Source organism: Methylobacterium sp. J-078 (assembly GCF_022829285.1).
Classification (GTDB): Bacteria; Pseudomonadota; Alphaproteobacteria; order Rhizobiales; family Beijerinckiaceae; genus Methylobacterium.
Map to the genome: position 1 here is coordinate 1 of NZ_JAKSYI010000080.1, position 453 is coordinate 453.

Here is a 453-nt window from a genome sequence, read left to right on the forward strand (position 1 = left end):
GAGATGCGCAGCCCCCAATCCGGAATCGTCCACCAGATGACGGTCCACACGGTGGGCGGGCTGGTGACCCCGGCCGAGCCCGCCATGCTGATCGTGCCGGAGGCCGACCAGCTCGCCGTCGAGGTCAAGATCGCCCCCCAGGACATCGACAACGTGCGCCTCGACCAGGCGGCCATCCTGCGCTTCCCCGCCTTCAACCAGCGCGTCACCCCGGAGATCGACGGGGTGGTCAGCCGGGTCTCGGCCGACGTCACCACCGACCCGAAGTCGGGAATGAGCTACTACGTCGCCCGCATCCGCGTGCCCGACGACCAGCGCCAGCGCCTCGGCCCCGCCCGCCTCGTGCCCGGCATGCCGGTCGAAAGCTTCATGCAGCTCGGCGACCGATCCGTGCTGAGCTACCTCGTCAAACCCCTCTCCGATCAGATCGCAAAGGCCTGGCGGGAGCGGTGA

The 453-nt window shown here is 69.3% G+C and carries 1 protein-coding gene; it reads left to right on the top strand.

The annotated features are described in order from the left end of the window. Positions 1 to 453: HlyD family efflux transporter periplasmic adaptor subunit (locus MKK58_RS13210; RefSeq protein WP_243912490.1), on the top strand; the 453-nt coding region annotated here is incomplete at its 5' end.